The 15,383-nt window shown below is 31.2% G+C and carries 17 protein-coding genes; 13 read left to right on the forward strand and 4 right to left on the reverse strand.

The genetic code is table 11. From position 1 onward, the window contains the following. Positions 1-2 precede the first annotated feature (2 nt). Positions 3-371: a VOC family protein gene (locus DP68_RS01075; protein WP_291546801.1), complete on the reverse strand. Its 369-nt coding sequence runs from the start codon at positions 369-371 to the stop codon at positions 3-5. A 110-nt stretch (positions 372-481) separates the two neighbouring features. On the opposite strand from DP68_RS01075, the gene DP68_RS01080 reads away from it, so the two are divergent. Beyond that, on the forward strand, positions 482-1,216 hold the full coding sequence (locus DP68_RS01080; protein ID WP_035304909.1) for an MBL fold metallo-hydrolase: 735 nt from the start codon (positions 482-484) through the stop codon (positions 1,214-1,216). Positions 1,217-1,267: 51 nt separating this feature from the next. Here DP68_RS01080 and DP68_RS01085 read toward each other — a convergent pair whose 3' ends face one another. Next, positions 1,268-1,861, reverse strand: a complete 594-nt coding sequence (locus tag DP68_RS01085) for a protein kinase (RefSeq protein WP_035304911.1) — start codon at positions 1,859-1,861, stop codon at positions 1,268-1,270. Between the two features lie 168 nt (positions 1,862-2,029). Between DP68_RS01085 and DP68_RS01090 the strand changes: the two genes are divergently transcribed. Further along, the gene (locus DP68_RS01090; RefSeq protein ID WP_052085572.1) at positions 2,030-2,833 is read left to right on the forward strand and encodes a hypothetical protein; all 804 of its coding nucleotides are present in this window, start codon (positions 2,030-2,032) and stop codon (positions 2,831-2,833) included. Positions 2,834-2,892: 59 nt separating this feature from the next. Here DP68_RS01090 and DP68_RS01095 read toward each other — a convergent pair whose 3' ends face one another. Both DP68_RS01095 and DP68_RS01100 read right to left on the reverse strand, forming a co-directional pair. After that, complete coding sequence (locus DP68_RS01095; protein ID WP_035304912.1) at positions 2,893-3,732, reverse strand: S1-like domain-containing RNA-binding protein; 840 nt, start codon at positions 3,730-3,732, stop codon at positions 2,893-2,895. 55 nt (positions 3,733-3,787) lie between these two features. Further along, the gene (locus DP68_RS01100) at positions 3,788-4,936 is read right to left on the reverse strand and encodes a DEAD/DEAH box helicase (RefSeq protein ID WP_035304914.1); all 1,149 of its coding nucleotides are present in this window, start codon (positions 4,934-4,936) and stop codon (positions 3,788-3,790) included. A 238-nt stretch (positions 4,937-5,174) separates the two neighbouring features. Here DP68_RS01100 and DP68_RS01105 point away from each other — a divergent pair, with 238 nt between their 5' ends. The 11 genes from DP68_RS01105 to hypB all read left to right on the forward strand — a co-directional run bounded on the left by DP68_RS01105 (position 5,175) and on the right by hypB (position 15,314). Continuing rightward, positions 5,175-6,620, forward strand: coding sequence for a DEAD/DEAH box helicase (locus DP68_RS01105; protein ID WP_035304916.1), 1,446 nt, complete (start codon positions 5,175-5,177; stop codon positions 6,618-6,620). Positions 6,621-6,743: 123 nt separating this feature from the next. Beyond that, positions 6,744-7,178 carry a MarR family transcriptional regulator gene (locus DP68_RS01110; RefSeq protein ID WP_035304917.1) on the forward strand — a complete coding sequence of 145 codons (435 nt, stop codon included), beginning with the start codon at positions 6,744-6,746 and terminating at the stop codon, positions 7,176-7,178. A gap of 126 nt (positions 7,179-7,304) precedes the next feature. Beyond that, positions 7,305-7,658 (forward strand): carboxymuconolactone decarboxylase family protein, encoded by a 354-nt coding sequence (locus DP68_RS01115; protein WP_035304920.1) that lies wholly within the window; start codon positions 7,305-7,307, stop codon positions 7,656-7,658. 179 nt (positions 7,659-7,837) lie between these two features. Beyond that, positions 7,838-9,598, forward strand: coding sequence for a dihydrolipoyl dehydrogenase (gene lpdA, locus DP68_RS01120; RefSeq protein ID WP_035304921.1), 1,761 nt, complete (start codon positions 7,838-7,840; stop codon positions 9,596-9,598). Continuing rightward, the gene (locus tag DP68_RS01125; RefSeq protein ID WP_052085573.1) at positions 9,588-10,595 is read left to right on the forward strand and encodes a lipoate--protein ligase; all 1,008 of its coding nucleotides are present in this window, start codon (positions 9,588-9,590) and stop codon (positions 10,593-10,595) included. The genes lpdA and DP68_RS01125 overlap by 11 nt, the downstream gene beginning before the upstream one ends. Before the next feature lie 443 nt (positions 10,596-11,038). Continuing rightward, positions 11,039-11,497, forward strand: a complete 459-nt coding sequence (locus DP68_RS01130; protein WP_035304923.1) for a cytochrome b5 domain-containing protein — start codon at positions 11,039-11,041, stop codon at positions 11,495-11,497. A gap of 99 nt (positions 11,498-11,596) precedes the next feature. Then, entirely contained in the window at positions 11,597-12,403 is an 807-nt protein-coding gene (locus DP68_RS01135; protein WP_291546825.1) for a hydrogenase small subunit, read from the forward strand. 17 nt (positions 12,404-12,420) lie between these two features. Continuing rightward, a complete protein-coding gene (locus tag DP68_RS01140) occupies positions 12,421-13,830 on the forward strand; it encodes a nickel-dependent hydrogenase large subunit (protein ID WP_035304925.1) in 1,410 nt (469 codons plus the stop codon). A 2-nt stretch (positions 13,831-13,832) separates the two neighbouring features. Then, positions 13,833-14,324 (forward strand): hydrogenase maturation protease, encoded by a 492-nt coding sequence (locus tag DP68_RS01145; RefSeq protein ID WP_035304927.1) that lies wholly within the window; start codon positions 13,833-13,835, stop codon positions 14,322-14,324. After that, the gene (gene hypA, locus DP68_RS01150; RefSeq protein WP_035304929.1) at positions 14,317-14,658 is read left to right on the forward strand and encodes a hydrogenase maturation nickel metallochaperone HypA; all 342 of its coding nucleotides are present in this window, start codon (positions 14,317-14,319) and stop codon (positions 14,656-14,658) included. Before DP68_RS01145 ends, hypA begins: the two co-directional genes overlap by 8 nt. Positions 14,659-14,660: 2 nt before the next feature. After that, a complete protein-coding gene (gene hypB, locus DP68_RS01155; RefSeq protein WP_035304931.1) occupies positions 14,661-15,314 on the forward strand; it encodes a hydrogenase nickel incorporation protein HypB in 654 nt (217 codons plus the stop codon). Positions 15,315-15,383 lie beyond the last annotated feature (69 nt).

The raw sequence follows: 15,383 nt of genomic DNA on the forward strand, positions 1-15,383 counted from the left end.
CACTATTTTTTAGGAAGAATTTCTGTCCAATAGCCATCTGGATCAATTATAAAGTATATGCCCATTGCTTTGTTTTCATAGCAAATGCATCCCGTTTTTTTATGATGTTCATAAGCTGCATCAAAATCATCAACTCTAACAGCAAGATGGAACTCGTTTTCTCCTAAATTATAGGCTTCAGTTCTATCTTTAAGCCATGTTAATTCTAAGCTGTGAGAAGTAAATCCGTCGCCTAAAAACTTTAATATAAAGCTTCCATCACTTGCTTCTTTAGTGCGCATTACTTCAAACCCTAATGCTTCTTTATAAAAATCAATACTTTTTTCAAGATCTAAAACGTTGATATTATTGTGGTCGAATGTAAATTTCATTATAATTCACTCCTTTGGGATGATAGTTATATAAAACATTATAACCTTGTTACAAGCAAAAGAAAATATCTCGATGAATATGAATTTTTATTAGGAAGGATGGAGTTTCTATGGAAAGATATAATATAAAAGTAAACTATCTTTTTAATAGCGGATTTTTAATTGAAACAGAAAATTATTTATTAGTATTTGATTATTATTTGGATTCTGTTGATGGAGGACAAAACGATATAGCTAATGGTGTCATTACAGAAAAAGAGTTACTTACTAATAAAAAAATATTAGTTTTTATATCTCATGGACATGAAGATCACTTTAATCCTTGTGTTTTAGATTGGAGAAAGAAAAGGGAAGATATAAAGTATATATTAAGTAGTGATATTGAGATACAAGATAAAGACCAAAATATAAATATAGTATCACCTTATGAAACTTTAGACATTGATGGAGTTTTAATTAAAACCTATGGATCTACAGATGCAGGGGTATCATTTTGGCTTAAAGTGGATGATATAAATATTTTTCATGCGGGGGATTTAAATTGGTGGCATTGGTTCGATGAATCTGAGGAATTTAATGAAAACCAAGAAAGAGTATTTAAGCAAGAAATTGAAAGCATTAAAGATAATAAAGTAGATATAGTGTTTTTTCCAGTAGATCCAAGGCTTATAGAAAGCTATTATTTAGGTGGAGAATACTTTATAAAAGAGCTCAGTCCAAAGATATTAATACCTATGCACTTTGGCAGAAATTATGAAGTTATAAAGAAGTTCGATTCTAAAGTGAAAAATTATGAAACGAAAGTCGTTGAAATAACTAAAAGAGGAGAGGAAATAGTCCTTTAATGAATATTTAACATCTTATATAAAAATTGCACATAAATAAAAAGGAAAGCATTATTTATGTGCTTTCCTTTTTATTATTTTAATATAATCATTTACTTTCTTATTCCACTGATTATATAGATCTGGTCGTACTTCTTTAACATCTCTCATAAAGGATTTAAGTACATGTAATTTGTAAAGTCCTTTTGTTAAATGCCTTGGGAAATCTCTATTTTTTGAATAAAATTTTTTAGGATCTATGACCATGACTGCCCCATCAGGTTTTACTATTATGTCTTTACAACGCAAATCAAGTTTGGAAAATTCTAATTTCTTGAATTCCTCTAATAAATTTATGAGATTTAATGACAGATCCTTACTTAGTCCAAAACGCTTTATATATTTATTCAAGGGTATTCCATCAATATAGTCTCTTATCATATAATTTCCAGACATACCGTACACTCTAGGAAAATACTTGTTGCCATTTACCTTTTCTAAAATATCATACTCTTTTTTACAACTTTCAGGATTGAAACAAATTTTAATGACTTTATCTTCAGGGAGCATATAAATTATCCCATTATGTCCCTTGCCAAGAAATTTGCAATCCAATAAGTTTATGGTAAAATTTTCTATATAATGAGTATAGAGGGATTTATCCATAATACCTCCTTTACAAAAAATGTTCAGAACTATGTAATATATTGTTATTATAGTATATGAATAAGCTCAATAATTTGTTACTACATTTAGGGAAATTTCTTCGCAATTTCATTTTTGTATGATAAAATTATAATATGTATTATACAGTCAATGTAGGAGGTGCAATTTATGAAATTAAATAGTTTAAAATCTAAAGTTATATTAGGAATTATAGTTTTATTGATTTTGGCAGGAGTAGGAACTGGGATATATAAATTTAATAAGAATCAAGGGTACAATGATTTAATTAAAACTGCTAATAGCTATATGGATGCAGGAAAATATGATGATGCTATAGCAGCTTTTCAGCAATCATTAAATTATAAAGATGATGAGAATGTCAGAAGAAGCATCAAAGTAGCCGAGTCTTTAAAGGAAGTAAGAATTATCTATAATGATGGAATAAAGCTTATGAGTGAAAAGAAGTACCTGGAGGCAATAGAAAAGTTTAATAAGGTTACCAAAGAAGATAAAAAAATGTATCAGGATGCGCAGGCAAAGATTCTTGAGTGCAAAAGAGATTATGCTACGTTAAATATAAAAAATGCAGATAAAGCATTAAAGGAAAACAAGCTTGATGATGCAAATAAATATCTGCAAGAAGTATTTAAAGTTGACAGTGAGAGTAAAGAGGGACAAACTTTAAAAGCTGAAATAGAAAAGAAAAAACAAGAAGAAATTAAGAAGCAGCAAGAGTCACAAAAAGGAGTTACTGTAGAAGGGGCAATTAAAATAGTTAAAAGTAAATTTCCAAGTACATCTCAAAATATGATTTATCAGTACGATCATGACAGTACTCATGATGGAAGAAGTTTTTATGTGATACACGTATTTGAAAATATGCAGACTCACACTGCAACTATGGGATGGTATGGAGTAGATAAGGAAAACGGAAAGATTTATGATGAGATATTTTCTGAGTATATAAACTAGATAATATTGAATTGTTCTATAGATAAAAAGGAAATTGCAGCGCAATTTCCTTTTTTATTTTACTTAAGTGAAGTTCCCTTTTCATCTTGAGTTATTAGTCCTTTTCTCATAAGTCCGCCTAGGGCATTTTTAAAGTTATTCTTACTCACACCAAAGGCTTTAGATATATCATCAGGTGAGGTTTTATCATTAAATGTCATAAATCCATCATGAGATTTTAAATATTCTAATATAGTGTCTTGAAGCTCAGTTCTTTCTTCCTTAGCACGTTTTCTTGGAGTAAGTCCTAGTTTACCGTCTTCATAAATTTTTATTACGTTTAAATCTAATATATCACCAGCATTTATTTCGGTGAAATATTCATGCCTTAAAATTACTCCTTGATATAAGTTATCTACGGCTACCATAACACTTTGGTTAGTTTGAAAACCATAAACTGTGCCTTTAACAGTATCTCCTACTTTATATGGAGATTCAGTTTGTAAGTATCTATCTATGTCTGTAGTAGCTGCTATTCTTTTAGTCTTATCTAAGTATATATAAAATAAATAATTCTTACCAGTCTGTAGTCCATAAAGTTTTTCTTTAAGTGGAACCAAAATATCTTTTTCCAATCCAATATCAATAAAGCTTCCTATTTGAGTATTAGCAACAACCTTTAGGTAAGCAATTTCACCTACCTCAGCTAGAGGTTTTTTTAATGTAGCAATAACTCTATCTTTTGAGTCTGTATAAATGAATGCATCAACCTCATCGCCTATGTTAAGTTCCATATTAAGAGCATTGCCATTTGGAAGCAAAATATCATCAGATGTTTTTCCAGTGCCTGCATCTAAGAAATAGCCAAAATCAGGTCTTCTTACAATTTTTAATTTGTTAAAGTTTCCTATGTTTATCAAGTTTATTACCTCGCTTTATGTTTATATCTATATATTTTTTCTTTATTAGTTTTATTTATTCTCTAAAGTAATCCATGATTTTTCCTTTAAATACCTTCTTTGGTTTTACAACTATGTTTAGATTTTTTTCGTATTTTTTAATTAAGGATAATTCTACTGGAGAGATTATAGATATTGATGTACCAAAATCTCCAGCTCTTCCTGTTCGTCCTGATCTATGTAAATACTCCTTTGGATCTGATGGTAAGTTTAAATTAAATATGTGAGTTACATCTTTTACATCTAGACCCCTAGCAGCTATGTCTGATGATATCAAAAGCTGAACCTTTCCACTTCTAAATCCTTCCAAGGCCTTTTTTCTATCTTCCTTTGAGGTATTACTATAAATTCCTTCAGCGTTAATGTGATGATATTTAAGCTTTACAGTGGCTAAATCCACTTCTTCATTTCTATTTAAAAACACGATAGCTCTTTTAGGATTAATTGAAGCTATTAACTTTCTTAAGGTTTCAATTTTTTCTCTTGGATCTGAAACAAAGTATATATGTTCAATATTTTCATTAACTGTATCAGTATCCTCTACTCTTAGGACTTGTGGTTCCTTCATAAGTTCTTTTGCTAGCGCTAATGTTTCTTCATGAATTGTTGCGGAAAATGCCATAAGCTGTCTATCTCTTAAAGTAGTTTTAATTATATTTTTTATGGTAGATAATTTATCCTTAGCAAGTAGGTTATCTGCCTCGTCTAATACAATCGTTTTAATTGTATGAGCTTTTATCTTTTTTTGAGATATAAGTTCTAATACTCTTCCTACAGATCCTACAATTATATGAGGTTTTTCTTTTAACTTTTCTATCTGTCTTTTTGCATTGACTTCACCTATAATTGGGGTTGAAGTGATACCTGCCTCTGAGTTTTCTGATAAAAGTTTTATTTCACTATCTATTTGCATAACAAGCTCATGGGTTGGAGCAAGAATTAGAGCTTGCATTTCTCTTTTAGAACTATCTATGTTTTGAAATAAAGGCAATAAGTAAGCTAAGGTTTTACCGCTGCCAGTTTGAGACTGGCCTACTAGATCCTTTTTTTCTAAGGCTATTGGTATAACCTTTGATTGAATTGGGGTAGGATTTATTATATTTACTTTTTTTAATCCCTCTATTAGATTACTATTCAATCCTAATTTATCAAATGAATCTATCATAATTTCCTCCTGTGTAATAAGATAAGTTTTACTTATACTTAGTATATCATTTTTAACATAAATTATCTCTAAAATATGATAATAGAGGAATAATCTGAAGTCAATTGCAAAGTATTCATTTATAACTAAAAAAGATTTCTATAAGTAATCATAGGACAATATGTGAAATTGTTATATACCGAATGTATTAATAGGTTATAATAAATGATGATAATATAATATAGAGAGGAATAATAATATGGATAAATTAAATTTCGATGATTTTAATATAAGTGCGGAAATTATTGAAGCATTAAATAAGATGGGCTATGAAAATCCCTCAGGAGTTCAAGAAAAGGTAATTCCTTTGATACTTAATGATAAGGATATAATAGTAAAGTCACAAACGGGAAGTGGAAAAACTGCAGCTTTTGGAGTGCCAATTTGTGAAAAAGTAACATGGGAAGAAAGTAAACCTCAAGCATTAGTTTTAACCCCTACAAGAGAACTTGCAATACAGGTAAAGGAAGATATAAATAATATAGGAAGGCTTAAGAGAATAAGAGCTGTAGCAGTGTTCGGAAAACACCCTATGGAAATTCAGAAAAGGGAACTTAAACAAAGAGTACATATAATTGTAGGAACCCCTGGAAGAACTATGGATCATATAGAAAGAGGACACATAAATTTAGAAGAAATAAAGTATCTTATAATAGATGAAGCAGATGAAATGTTAAATATGGGCTTCATCGATCAAGTAACAGCTATAATAGAAAAAATGCCTAAAAATAGAGTTACAGTTTTACTATCAGCTACCATGCCAGAGGAAATTGAATTGCTATGTAAAAATTATATGGCAAGTCCTATGACTATAGAAATTAATCCCGAAAGTATTACCACGGAAAGAGTTGAAGAAGTTTATTATGAAACTCCCCAAAGCGATAAGCTTCAGCTTTTAAATAAAATTATTTATACTGAAAGGCCTGAGAGTTCAATTATATTTTGTAGTACGAAAGAAGGAGTAGATAATTTAGTAAGGGATATGAAAGATAGGGGATACTCTTGCAAGGCACTTCATGGAGGTATGGAACAAAAGGATAGAATTGATATTATGCAGCAATTTAAAAGAGGAGAATTTACCTTTCTAATAGCAACAGATGTAGCGGCTAGAGGAATACATGTTGAGGATATTACCCATGTAATTAATTATGATACTCCTGTAGAAAAGGAGAGCTATGTTCATAGAATTGGAAGAACAGGTCGTGCAGGTAATAAAGGCAAAGCTATAACCTTTGTATCTCCAAGGGAAGAGAGAATGTTAAGAATTATAGAGGATTATATAGGATATAGCATTCCATTAGGGCAGAAGCCTTCTGAAGAAGAAGTTCGAGAAGGTAAGGAAATTTTTAGAGAACAATCAAAATCTAAACCTAAGCTAAAAGTTGATAAAAGTGCATCTCTTAATAAGGAAATTACAAAGATACATATTAATGCGGGAAAAAAGAAAAAAATCAGAGCAGGAGACATAGTTGGAACAATCACAAGCATTGAAGGAGTTAGTGCTGAAGATATAGGAATTATAGATGTTCAAGATAATTTTTCTTATGTAGATATACTTCAAGGAAAAGGTAAAATTGTACTAAAGGAACTTCAAGATAAAACAATTAAAGGTAAAAAAGTTAGGATTCAAAGAGCGGTTAAGTAAAATGTGAAATAAGCTGAATTTATTTAGAAAGATTTAATTATAACTAGAGTTAATGTTGCGAGGAAACATATTGTATCTATATAATTAGGATATAGAATAAGTAATTGAGGTGAAAAAGGTTTAATGTTTGACTTAGATGATTGTATTGGAATTATAACTAGTAGAAGTACTAAAGAAATTACTGATGCTTTTAGTAGTAAAGTAGAAGCTTGTGGGATCACAAGAGTACAGTGGATAGCTATTTATTACATAGGAAAAGAAGAAGGAATAACTCAAAAAAAATTAGGAGAAAAAATGGATTTAAAGGAATCTACTGTTGCTAGATTAGTTGATAGAATGGAAAAGGAAGGTACGGTAGAAAGAATTAAGGATACTAGTGATAAAAGAATAACTAAGTTATATTTAACTAAGCTTGGCAAATATAAAAGAGAAGAAATACTTCCTATAGGTGAAAGTTTTTCAAAGGAAGGAATTGAAGGGATAAGTGAGGAACATTTAAATATATTTAAAGAGGTTCTAAGCAAAATTGTGTCAAATACAAAAAAGAATGTTAAATAAGTAACAGTTTTGTTTAAATAAGTATTGTTTATACCACTGAGAGGTGGTATAATTTATACAAATGTACTTGCTATGGCAAGTATTAGCATGTAAAGTAAATGTTTTGAATAAGGGGGAAGATTTATTATGAGTAAAAATCCAAGAGAAATGTTAAATGCCTTTATGGGAGGATTACAAGAAGTAGGAGCAACAAATGGAGCAAGTGTAGAAGCATTCATGGGTCTTTTAGGAGCTGCTTATACACCAGGAGCTGTAGACGTTAAGACAAAAGAACTTATAAGCGTAGCAATAGCGGCTTATAACCGTTGCGAATACTGTATAGTGTTTCATGTGTTTAAAGCATTAGAAGCAGGTGCTACTAGAGAAGAAATAATGGAAGCTGCAATGGTTGCAGTTGCATTTGGTGGTGGCCCATCAATGGCATATAGTGTAACTTTACTTAAAGATTCAATAGATGAATTTGAAAAGGATTTTAAATAACATATAGTTTAACGAATGTAGATATTATTCTATAAATAGTGGCCCTGTAAATCTAGACTATAAGTATAGATTTCCAGGGCCATATGTCTAATATAAACAGTTTTTAGTAAAAAATTAGAAAGAATGGCTTGAATTCTCGGCTATAAATTCATAACTGTTAAAATAGGGAGGAAAGAATAATGGTAGATTTAAAAATAGAAAAATTGGCTGGACATAGCAAGAGTGGGAAAGTGGGTAAAATAAGCGTAAAAGTAGGTGGTGAAGTAAAAGAGGGACAGGTTATTTTTCAAGTTGAATGTGATAAAGGTAATGCTCAAGTAAAATCAAACTGTGCTGGAGTATTAGAGAGCCTAAAAGTTAAAGAAGGAGATACGGTTAATATAGGAGATATAGTGGCTCGTATAGATGGAGTTATGGAAGAAAAAAATCGTGAAAATACAAATGCAATAGAGAAAACTGCAGAGACTAAGTTGCCAGATAATAAACCTAAAAAATCTAACTTTGACTATTTTGGATCAATGCTAAAACCTATAAAAAGGGAACTAGAGTGTGATTTAACAGTTATAGGGGCAGGCCCTGGGGGATATGTGGCAGCCATATATGCAGCAAAACAAGGTTTGAAAACTGTTATTATTGAAAAGGAAGAAGTAGGAGGAACCTGTTTAAATGTAGGATGTATACCAACAAAGGCATTGGTAAGGTCCTCTGAAGTATTTGATAATATAAAACACAGTGAAGAATTTGGAATTAATGTATCAGATGCATTTGTAGACATGGAAAAAGTTATAGAAAGAAAAAATGGGATAGTTAAAAAACTTACAGGTGGAGTGGATTTTTTATTACAAAAAAATTCTATAGAAAAGATTTCGGGAACAGGAGAAATATTAGGTAAAAATAAGGTTTTTGTAAAGGGAAAAAGGGAAGAAGTTACTATAAGTACGAAAAATATAATTATTGCAACAGGCTCAAAAATTGCAAGTATTAACATAGATGGGTTTGATGGAACTAAGGTTATAAATAGTACCGAAGCATTGGATATGAAGAAATTGCCTAAGAGTATGGTAATTATCGGCGGTGGAGTTATCGGAATGGAATTTGCCTTTATATATTCTAACTTAGGAGTGGATATATCAGTAATTGAATATATGCCGAAAGTTCTTTGCACAATGGATGAAGATGTATCTGATGAAATAGTATCTATAGCAAAAGAAAAAGGCATAAAGTTCTTCACATCATCAAAAGTAACAAGTGTTAAAGAAAGCGAAGATGATAAAGCTATTGTGTACTTTGATATGAACGGTAAAGAAAAACTTATAACTTGTGATAAAGTTTTGGTAGCTATCGGAAGAGAACCGAATATTGAAGGACTAGGAATTGAGAAAGTTGGTATAGAATTAAATGAAAATATAAAGGGAATAAAGGCTGATGATAAATTAAGAACAAATGTTGAAAATATTTATGCTATAGGGGATGTAAATAATAAAATAGGACTTGCCCATGTAGCATCTCATGGAGCAATTGTGGCTGTAGATAATATTTTAGGGAAAGAAAGTGAAATAGATTACGCTGCGGTTCCAAGTGTAGTTTATACTACTCCAGAAGTTGCCACAGTAGGAATGACGGAAAAAATGGCAGTGGATTCAGGAATTAATATTAAAATTGGTAAATTTCCATTTATGGCTAATGGAAAGGCTTTAACTCATGGAGAAGATAAGGGTTTTGTAAAAGTTATTAAAGACAGGAGCACAAATAAACTTATTGGAGCCTCTATAGTAGGACCTAATGCTTCTGATTTAATTGGAGTGTTGACTTTAGCTATTAAAAATAATATTACAGAAGAGCAAATAAAGGAAACAATAGTTGCTCATCCAACTACAGGCGAAGCTATTCATGAAGCTGTCTTATCCCTAGAAGGTGGTGCAATTCACTTTGATAGCTAAAAGAAAAGTAGTGGTTTCAGAAAGTTATAATCCATACTTTAACTTATCCCTAGAAGAACATTTGTTTAATAATGTAAGTAAGGATGAAATAATACTTTATTTATGGAGAAATAAAAATACAGTAGTTATAGGTAGAAATCAAAATCCATGGAAAGAATGTAACTTAGAACTTTTATCAAAGTTAAATGGAAAGGTAGCTAGAAGATTATCTGGAGGGGGAGCTGTATATCATGATCTAGGGAACTTAAATTTTACTTTTATAACCTATGAAGAAAATGAAGATTTAAATAAACAGCTTTCAGTAATTATAAAAGCCTTAAATGCTTTGGATATAGAAGCAACCTTTTCTGGAAGAAATGATATTTTAGTTAATGGTAAAAAGATATCAGGAAATGCTTTTTATACGGACGAAGGCAGATATTATCATCATGGAACATTACTTTACGATATAGATGTAGAAAAAGTAACCCAAATATTAACTCCATCAACTCATAAGTTAACATCAAAGGGAATAGATTCTGTAAAAAGTAGAATTACAAACCTAAAGAATCATAGGGAAGGCTTAACAATAAATGATATTAACGAATCTGTAGTAAGATCTTATGAAAAACATTATGGACACATAAATAATGTGGGTTATGTGGATGAAAAAAAATTAAATCTTAATAACTTTGTAAAAAGATATTCAAGCGATGAGTGGATTTATGGAAATAGTCCAAGTTTTAATGTAGTTATAGATAAAGTATTTGATGAAGGGAAAATAGAATTAAACATTTCTTTAGAAGATGGGAAAATAACTCACTGCAAGATATATACAGATTCTCTGTTTACAAAGGAATTTGATATAACTGAAAATATACTGAAAAATCTCAAGTTTAATAAATATGATATATTAAAAGCGTTAGAAGAAAATGAATACTTATTTTCTCCTAAAGGAAAAGCTACATTAGATAGAATCAAAGAAATTATACGAGAAAATGTTCCAAGTGTAACTTAACTAAAATAATAAAACTTTTAGTTATTATATTGAAAGGAGGTTGTACATAATAGATATGTATTATGTGTAACCTCTTTAATGTTTTTTATTTTAAACAACCAAATTATCGCTACCTTCCCATGATGCAATATCATTCTGTTCATTGCTTTGGAGTAACTCATTTCTAAGGATACAGCAGCTTTCATATCTTCTAGGGCTTTATGGGAAAAAGGTTGTTAGCTTTCACTTAAAATTCCTCACACCAAATGGAATTCCTCTCTGCAAGTCTCTTATAATCTACTATTTCATTATTGCAGCTTAAAAAATTAAGTTATGGTTTAAATTAAAAATATGTAAACTCGTGTTATAAAAAACTAATACATGATATTTAACAAAGCATGAGGTATAAAGTTTTTATTAGATAAGTATATTTTATATAGTAGCTATTATGAGGTGAATAATTAATGAATGAGTTCTCTGATTTAGAAAATAAAATATGGAAGGCTTCAGATAAGATTAGATATCTGCACAAGAAAAAATATTTTTCTACATGTCCCTTTGAAAAATGCTATTATGATGATTTGCTAAAAAAGGAAATAAGTCATTTAGAAAGGTTTTCTGATTATTTCATTAGAAATGGATTTAATCAATATAGAGCTAATAGCAGAGAGGTAAGTGATACTCCACAAAGAGAATTTACTTTAGCTGAATTAGCAACCTATGATGGTTCTATGGGGAGACCTGCTTATGTAGCGGTAAATGGAATTGTTTATGATGTAAGTTTAGAAAAAACTTGGGGAGGAGCTACTCACTTTGGATTAGTTGCAGGAAAGGACTTAACAGGAGCTTTTCAAGGATGCCATGGAAACTTGGAAATTTTAAGAAACTTACCTAAGGTAGGAGTTTTAAAGAGTAACCAATGACCAGTAACTAAGTTTAAGGGGGAATTATAATTGCAAGAAAAAGCTTGTCCTATAATGCAAGGCAAAGAAAAGATTCCAAGGCAAGTTATAGATTTTACAATGCAAGGAATAAGGGAAGGTAAATTTAATAAGATGAACCTTATTTGGCTTGAGGCATGTGGGTGTTCTGGAAATATTATTTCATTGCTTAATGCAGAAGATCCAGATGTGGTTTATTTGTTAAGTGAAATGGTAAATTTAACTTATAACAATAGTCTTATGGTACAAGAGGGGGAAAGAGCCTTTGGAAAGTTTTTAGAAACTTTAGATACTGAATTTATTTTAGTGGTAGAAGGTGCAGTTGCTACAAGGGATAATGGACTTTACGATATAGTGGCTAGGTATAACGGAAAGCTTGTAACAGGAATGGAAGCTGTAAAAATGGCAGGAGAGAAGGCAAGATATGTTTTAGCGGTAGGTTCCTGTGCAGCTTATGGAGGCCCCTCTGCTGCAAGGCCAAATCCGTCTGAAAGTAAAAGTGTACCTGAGTTTTTAGAAAATAGAGAAGTTATAAGAGTTCCAGGATGTCCAAGTCATCCTCAGTGGATTATAGGAACTATAGCTCATATATTATCTTTTGGGAAACCAGAGCTTGATGGAGAAAGTAGGCCTATACTTTTTTATGGGGTGACTATTCATGATAGATGTGAAAGAAGAAGTTATTTTGATAAAGGGATATTTGCAAGAAAGCTTGGAGATAAGGAATGTATGTTTAAACTTGGATGTAGGGGACCTATAACTAGAACAGATTGTCCTATAAGAAGATGGAATGGAAGTATTAATTGGCCTATAGGAGATAACACTCCATGTATTGGATGTGCTCGAAATGGATTTCCAGATTCTATGGAGCCATTTGTTAGATATTAAAACTATAGGAGGGACTTATGGGAGATAAGATTATAATAAACCCGCTTACTAGAATAAGTGGATTTTTAGAGATAGAGGCTACTATAGAAAATCATAAGGTAATAGATGCAAAGTCCAGCGGAATGCTTTTTAGAGGGTTTGAAAAGATGCTTCAAGGAAGGTCTCCTTTAGATGCGACATATTTTACTGAAAGAATATGCGGTATTTGTTCTGCCGCCCATTCTATAGTATCTACTACCGCAGTGGAAGATGCATTAAGAATAGTACCAAATATAAATGATTCAATGGTTAGGGAGATAATCCATGGATGTGAATTTTTGCAAAATCATTTAAGGCACTTTTATCAATTTACCTTTCCAGATTATGTACGAGGTCCTAAGATTAATCCAGCCTATGAAGAACGAGGAGGAGATTATAGACTACCTGAAGTCTTAGATAAAAAATTAAGTGAAAATTATGTGGAGTCCATAAGATATAGTAGAGATGCACACAAGGCGCTTGCTATTTTAGGGGGAAAGGCTCCTCACAACCATGGAGTATTTGTTGGCGGAGTCACTGTAAATATGGATTCTTCAAAGTTTATAGAGATAAAATCCATAATATCAAAAGTTAAAAGTTTTATAGCAAATGTAATGATTACTGACGTAGATATTATAGCGAAATACTATGGGGATTACTTTTATAATGGAAAAGGCTTTGGAAATCTTATGAGTTATGGAGTTTTTGATAATTCCTTTGATGAGCCTTTTTTATATGTAAGGCCACGGGTGTTAATAGATGGAAAAAGGTATACTCTAAATGAAAAGTATATTACAGAAGGGGTATATAACTCTTGGTACGAGGGAAATAGGGAAAACATAAGACCAGAAGAAGAATATACTGAGACAAATGTATATAAGGAAAATGCATATACCTTTATTAAAGCGCCAAGATATGCAGGATTTCCAGTAGAGGTAGGGCCTTTAGCTAGAATGTATTTAAGTGGGGGATATACTAGGGGAATTTCCACTATGGATAGAACCATTGCAAGGGTACTTGAAGCAGATAAAGTATGTGATATAATCTTAAATCTTTTAGATAAATTAAAAATGGAGCCTACAAATCAAACTCAGCATCAAGTTCCAGATAAGGCTCAAGGCATAGGCCTTAGAGATACCACAAGAGGAGCATTAGGTCATTGGATAGCCATAGATGATAAAAAAATTAAAAACTATTCTATTATAACTCCTACGGTTTGGAACTTATCCCCTACAGATTCAAGGGGAGTAAAAGGTGTGGTGGAAAAAGCATTAATAGGAACTCATATTGAAGATAGCAAAAATCCTGTAGAAATTGGAAGAATAGTTAGAACCTTTGATCCCTGCGTTTCCTGTGCAACCCATGTTATAAGTAACAATAATCCTGATATTACTATAAAAATTGTTTAAGTATGATAAAGATTATTGCCATAGGGAATAGGCTTATGGGGGATGATGGAATAGCACTTAAAGTTTTAGAAAATATAGATAAAGATATTAAAACACTAAGGAAAGATAGAGAAGTAAATGAGGAAATAGAAGTGATTATTGGAGAAACGGATTTTATGTACTGTTTAGATAATATTGATAATAATGACTTTATAATAATTCTAGATAGTACAGCTTTAGGAGTAAATCCGGGCAGCATTACAACACTCTCCTTTAATGAATATAAAAGGTACTTAAATTGTGTCTCTCAACATGGATTAAATCTTGTTAATATGTTGATAAGTTACAAAAAAAATGTGGATGGAATTATTATTGGAATTGAAGCTAGTGATATTGACTTTAATTTCGATATTTCTGATACCTTAAAATTAAAATTCAGCGACATATGTAGGAATGTGTTAGAAAAGATAATGAGGACGTTAGTTGATTTTAGGACGGGTGATCAAAATGCATGAAGTGTCAGTGGCTTCGGAAATACTTCAAATTGTTTTAGAGAATGCTAAGGAAAGCAATATAAAAAAAGTAGATAAAATAATACTACAAGTAGGGGAGTTCACCTGCATTGAGGGCTCCTTATTACAGTTTGCATTTGAAGCAATGAAGGAAAAAGGCATATGTGAAAATGCACAGCTTTTTATAAAAAAAATAAAAGCTACTTCCTATTGCGATAACTGTAAGGAGGAGTTTGAAGTTAGTTATAGAAATAGGCTTTGCCCTAAATGCAATAACTTTGGATGCAATATAGTAAAGGGATATGAATTATACCTAGAGAGTATAGAGGGGGAGTAAATTTGAAGAGAGTGTTTATAGGTGAAAAGGTCCTTAAAAATAATGATAGCATAGCAGCAAAAAACAGACGGCTTTTAAATGAAAAAGGTGTGTTCACTATAAATTTGTTAGGATCTCCTGGTTCTGGAAAGACTTCAGTACTAGAACAAATAATAAAGCTTACTAAAGAAAAGATGAATATGGCTGTAATAGAAGGTGATTTATACACAACTAAGGATGCAGAAAGAATAGAAAATCAAGGCATAGATGTGGTGCAAGTAAATACAGGGGGAGCCTGTCATTTGGATGCATCTATGGTTGAAGAAGCCCTTAAAGAAATAAATATAAATCAGCTACACCTTTTAGTCATAGAAAACGTAGGTAATTTAGTTTGTCCTGCATCCTTTGACTTGAGTGAAGATATGAAGGTTACAGTTATGAGCGTAACAGAAGGTAATGACAAACCACTAAAATATCCAGCCATGTTTCAACGATCAAAGGTTTTAATACTCAATAAGATGGATATGATAAAACTTACAAACTTCAATATGGAAGAGTTTTATAAAGATATTAAGTCAATAAATCAAGACATAAGAGTATTTGAAGTTTCCTGCGTAACTGGAGAAGGAATTAATGCGTTATGTGATTATTTTCAGTCAATGCTAAAAAGGAATTAGTAGTAAAGCGATAGGAAATATAAAGGTTTATTGTTAGTTAATGTTTGATAGTTAATACTTAATGGGAAA

Source organism: Clostridium sp. HMP27 (assembly GCF_000765165.1).
Lineage (GTDB): Bacteria > Bacillota > Clostridia > Clostridiales > Clostridiaceae > Clostridium_AK.